This is a genomic window from Mycobacterium sp. (genome assembly GCF_032162105.1).
GTDB lineage: Bacteria > Actinomycetota > Actinomycetes > Mycobacteriales > Mycobacteriaceae > Mycobacterium.
In genome coordinates, this window is the sequence record NZ_JAVRPS010000520.1 from 1 (window position 1) to 5,035 (window position 5,035).

5 protein-coding genes are annotated in these 5,035 nt (G+C 66.2%); 3 read left to right on the forward strand and 2 right to left on the reverse strand.

The window, feature by feature from the left end; genetic code table 11:
• Nucleotides 1-720 (forward strand): TetR/AcrR family transcriptional regulator (locus QOC69_RS26840; RefSeq protein WP_526445398.1); only part of this gene is annotated, 720 nt, incomplete at its 5' end.
• Nucleotides 721-816: 96 nt separating this feature from the next.
• On the opposite strand, the gene QOC69_RS26845 is transcribed toward QOC69_RS26840, so the two are convergent.
• Both QOC69_RS26845 and QOC69_RS26850 read right to left on the reverse strand, forming a co-directional pair.
• Nucleotides 817-1,119, reverse strand: coding sequence for a hypothetical protein (locus QOC69_RS26845; protein WP_526445400.1), 303 nt, complete (start codon nucleotides 1,117-1,119; stop codon nucleotides 817-819).
• 11 nt (nucleotides 1,120-1,130) lie between these two features.
• The gene (locus QOC69_RS26850) at nucleotides 1,131-2,630 is read right to left on the reverse strand and encodes a class I adenylate-forming enzyme family protein (protein ID WP_526445402.1); all 1,500 of its coding nucleotides are present in this window, start codon (nucleotides 2,628-2,630) and stop codon (nucleotides 1,131-1,133) included.
• 142 nt (nucleotides 2,631-2,772) lie between these two features.
• Between QOC69_RS26850 and QOC69_RS26855 the strand changes: the two genes are divergently transcribed.
• Nucleotides 2,773-3,927, forward strand: a complete 1,155-nt coding sequence (locus QOC69_RS26855; protein ID WP_526445404.1) for a thiolase family protein — start codon at nucleotides 2,773-2,775, stop codon at nucleotides 3,925-3,927.
• Nucleotides 3,928-3,950: 23 nt separating this feature from the next.
• On the forward strand, nucleotides 3,951-5,035 hold a 1,085-nt coding region (locus tag QOC69_RS26860; protein ID WP_526445406.1), incomplete at its 3' end, for a cytochrome P450.

Here is a 5,035-nt window from a genome sequence, read left to right on the forward strand (position 1 = left end):
GGCGTGGCCGACCGTGCAGAGCAGCAACCGACGCGGCGCCGAAACCGCCGCGGTCAGGGCGACCAACTGCGCAAAGATGTGCTCACCGCAGTCAATCGGCTGCTCGACGAGTGGGGCAGCGACGAAAAGCTGACCATGCGGGCGGTTGCCCACGAAGTCGGCGTCACACCGGCAAGCATCTACCTGCACTTCTCCGACAAGACGGAATTGGTTTGGGCGGCGTTGGCAGACAAGTACCGACAACTGGCCGACCAGATGGGCACCGCGGACATCGCTGCCACTCGGGAAGGGCCCCGCGAACGGTTGCGGGCCCAGGTGCACGCCTACTGCCACTTCGCGATGGACTACCCGGGCCATTACCGGCTCATGTACGAAATTCGCCAGCCCGTCGTCGATCGCGAGCGGATGGGACTGCATCCGGCGCGGCAAGTGTCGGCCAGGCTACGCCGCGCGCTCGCCGCCTGCGCCGATGCGGGTTACCCGTTGTCACTGCCGCTCTACCAGGCAACGCACACTCTGTGGACAGGCCTGCACGGCCTCGTCTCGGTCCAGCACAGCCTGGCCATCGAGGGCTCCCTCGACCAACTCGACGGCATGGCCGACGGCCTCGTCGACATGGTGGTCAGTGTTCAACAACGCAGCGGGCCTGCCTATCCACCGGAGACCGACGTCGACCGCTACATCGCGGCAACGGTCGTCGAGATCGGTCACGAGTCCTAGCAGCCAGTCCGTTAACTCGGTTCGTACCGCCTCGTAGAGGAGATTGCCGGACTCCGCGGCGCGAAACTCTCATCGTTTCGGCCAGCTCTGGCCGCGTCAGTCGCTGGCCGGCAGCGGCTTGGCCTCCTTGAGCGCCAGAGCAGTCGTACCCACACTGAGCGACCCGGCGCCGGCCTTGGTGACCAGCACCTCGGCGTCGCCGTCGTCGACGTAGCGCTTGCCCATCACGTTGCCGCCGGCGAAGGCCGGGTCAGGAGTTGCTCCGGCGGGGCGGTCGGCACCCAGGGGAAGCATCGGCTGACCGCCACAGCGCAGATCGTCTAGGCTGTCGGCGGCCTTGACGACGATCACCTGGGTGTCACACACCTGGCTCTGCAACCGCGTGCCGTTCTTGATCATGTTGTTTCCCTTTACTTTTCGACGGTTGCGCGTTCGAGACTCTCGACGATCTCGCGACGAAGGAGCTTTCCCGTTGCATTGGTAGGCAGCTGGTCGCGAAAGACGACCCGGTCTGGGGTGCGTGATCCGCGCAGGACCTTCCGAACGTGCTCACGCAGTTCATCGGGATCCGGATCGACACCCGCTACGGGAACGACCACGGCGACGATCGCCTGGCCCCACTGGGCATCGTGGACACCGACGACGGCGACCTCTCGCACGTGCGGGTGTTCGACGAGGACGTCTTCGAGCTCGGCGGGGGCGATGTTCTCACCAGCGCGGATGATGGTGTCGTCAGAGCGCCCGGTGATGAACAGATAGCCGGCCCCGTCGAGGGTGGCGATGTCCCTGGTGGGAAACCAGCCCTCGGCGTCGAGCACCGATCCGATGCCGGTGTACTTGCCGGACACCTGCTCGCCCCGTACGAAGAGCTCACCGGTCTCGTCGGCGCCAAGCACCGTGCCGTCCTCGGCACGGATCTGCACATCGATGCCGGGCACCGGCTGGCCGACCGAGCCGAGCCGCTTGGCCACCGCTTCGTCGGGGTTGCCGTGCGCATCGCGGTGGTCGTCGGGGGTCAGCACCGCGATGGTCGAACTGGTCTCGGTCAGGCCGTAGGCGTTGACGAATCCGACGTTCGGCAACAAGTCGAGTGCCTTGCGCACCAACGGAAGCGCGACCTTCGACCCACCGTAGGCCAGGTTGCGCAGCGTCGGAAGTTGGACCGGCTCCTGCTCGAGCGTGGTGACGATGCGGTCCAGCATGGTTGGCACGACGGTCGCGGTCGTCACCTGCTCCTCGGCAACGAGCCGCACCCACTCGCGGGCGTCGAAGTTGGTCAGGTACACCATCTTCCGGCCGGCATAGAGGTTCGACATCGCCGCGTTGACCCCGGCGATGTGGTACGGCGGAACGCAGATCAGAGCCGCGTCCGTGGCAGCGGCCGCACCGAATTCGACGGTTCCCGTGATGTAACTGGTCAGGTTGCCGTGCGACAACTCGACCGCCTTCGGCTTCGAGGTGGTGCCCGACGTGAACAGCACGATCGCCACGTCATCGGGATCGGCGAACTCCGCGGCGGGTGCGGCGGTGCGCGCCGCCGCCACGAAGTCGTCGGAGTCGATGACGCGCCTACCGACATCGCCGACCACGTCGCGGTAACGATCGTCGGCGATCACCAGTGGATCAGGCAGTCGCGCGATCAACTCTCGGACACCGTCGGCGCTCAACCGGTAGTTGATCGGAGTGAATGGCACTCCGGCGCGCGCCGAGGCGAAGATCAGCAACGGCTGCATGAGGCCGCCCGAACCGACGTAGGCGACATGTTCGACGTCGCTGGCGGCGATCACGCCTGCCCCGCCGTCGGCGAGTGCGCTGAGCTCTCCGATGGTCAACCGATTGGCGCCGTCCACCAGCGCAACCCGGTCCGGATCCCCCGAAACCGCCATCTCCAACAACAACGAAATGCTCAACGTCTCAGCCTTCACTCCAAGTAGGGCGATTCTAGACTGCATCCCAGAATCAGCTATATAGTTATAGGCTTAGTGGCATCTAAGTCAACGCGCACTCCTGCCCCAGGCGGGCACGACAGTGGCGCATGCCGGAAGGAACGCAATGAGCAGCACCCCCGAGATTGCCATCATCGGCGTCGGACTGCACCCGTTCGGGCGGTACGAGGACCGATCGGCGCTGGAGATGGGCGCCGTGGCGATCAGCAGGGCGTTGCGTGATGCCGGGGTGGACTGGTCGGCGGTGGGCAGCCTGTACGCGGGCAGCCTCGAGGTGTCCAACCCCGAGGCGGTGACCGGACTGGCCGGCATGACGGGGGTTCCCGCGCGAGCGACGCTCAGCGGCTGTGCGACCGGTAACTCGTTGTTGACCCTGGCCGCCCGCGACGTCCAACTCGGCGAGGCCGACATCGCGGTTGGCGTCGGGCTGGACAAGCACCCGCGCGGCGCCTTCGGAGCCGACCCCTCGGTGGCAGGGCTCCCCCAGTGGTACGGCGATCAGGGCATGTTCCTGACCACTCACTACTTCGGCACCAAGATCATGCGCTACATGCACGATCACGGCATCACCGAGGAGACGTTGGCTCGCGTCGCGGCCAAGAACTTCGACAACGGCGCACTGGCGCCACACGCGTGGCGACGCAAGCCGATGAGCGTCGACGCGATCCTGGACTCGCCGGTCGTCAACGCTCCACTGCGCCAGTACATGTACTGCAATCCGAACGAGGGCGCCGCCGCCGTGGTGGTGTGCCGTGCCGACAAGGCCAAGCAGTACACCGACACTCCGATCTACCTGCGCGCGACGGCGCTGCGCAGTCGCCGCGAGGGCGCATACGAACTGTTGCGCACCTCGATCGAAATGCCCATCGTGCCCGGCACCACCGCCGAGGCCGCCCGTGCCGCCTACGAGTTGGCCGGCATCGGCCCCGATGACGTCGACGTCGCCCAACTACAAGACACGGACGCCGGCTCGGAGATCATCCACATGGCAGAGACCGGCCTGTGCAAGGACGGCGAGCAGGAGGCGCTGCTCGCCGACGGGGCCACCAAGATCGGCGGACGGCTGCCCATCAACACCGACGGGGGCCTGCTAGCCAACGGTGAACCCGTCGGTGCGTCGGGGCTGCGTCAGGTCTACGAACTGGTGCAGCAGTTGCGCGGCACCGCCGGTGACCGTCAAGTGCCCAACGATCCACGGGTCGGGCTGGCCCAGCTGTACGGGTCGCCAGGGACCGCCGCAGTAGCCATTCTCTCCAGGTAGCCCAACGAAAGGGAATTGTGTCAATGACCGACACTCAGGCCGAAGCTCAGCGCCGCGCCGAGGTGGATCTCGACCACCATTCGCCCGAGTTCCGCGACGACCCGTACGGCACGTTCCGCAAGATGCGTGAATCGGGTTGTCCCGTCGCACATTCCGACCACTACGAGGGCTTCTGGGCATTGACCGACTACGCGTCGGTGTTCGAAGCTGCGCGCGATGACGCGCTGTTCAACTCGTTCCCATCCGTCGGCGTGCCCGCCAGCGAGTTGCCGCTTCCGATCTTGCCGATCGAGTCGGACCCGCCGGAGACGCAGGAGCTGCGCGAGGTCACGCTCAAGCGGTTCTCGCCAGGGTCGGCGGAACGGTTCCGCGATGGCGCCATCGAGATGACCAACGAGGCGATCGATGCCTTCATCGAGCGCGGCGAATGCGATCTCGTCGGCGAGCTCACCACCCCCCTTCCGGCTCGGCTGATCCTGCGGCTGTTGAACTTCGACGAGTCACGACACCTGGACTGGGTGAACTGGGTGCACAGCACCGTGCACGACCGCGCCCACGATCCGGAGAAGGCCGGGATGGCCGGCATGGAGATGTTCGGCGAGATCGTCAAGCACATGGAGCAGCGGCGCGCCGAGGGGCTTGGCGACGACCTGTTCAGCGACATCCTGCGCGGCACGCTGAACGACCAACCGCTCGACGACGGCCAGATCACCATGTACACGGTGCTGATGATGCTCGGCGGCATGGACACCACCAGCGGCTTCACCGGCAACGTGCTGCGGCGGCTGTGTGAGGATCGCAAACTGCGCCAGCAGTTCATCGACGATCCGAGCCTGATCAAGAAGGGCACCGACGAGCTACTCCGGCTGTACACACCGACACTCGGCCTCGCGCGCACCGTCTCGCGGGACGCCGAGTTCCACGGCCAGCCGCTATGCCAGGGCGACCGGGCGATTCTCATGTGGGCGGCGGCCAACCGTGACCCGGCGATGTTCGACGATCCCGACACTCTCGACCTCTCCCGCGCGAATGCCAAGAAGCAGATGGCCTTCGGGGTCGGCATGCACCGCTGCCTCGGGTCCCACTACGCCAAGATGATGTTCGACGT

Bases quoted from the DNA above. Each gene is read 5' to 3' on its own strand.
- QOC69_RS26845 (WP_526445400.1), bottom strand. From the start codon at position 1,119: ATGATCAAGAACGGCACGCGGTTGCAGAGCCAGGTGTGTGACACCCAG.
- QOC69_RS26855 (WP_526445404.1), top strand. From the start codon at position 2,773: ATGAGCAGCACCCCCGAGATTGCCATCATCGGCGTCGGACTGCACCCG.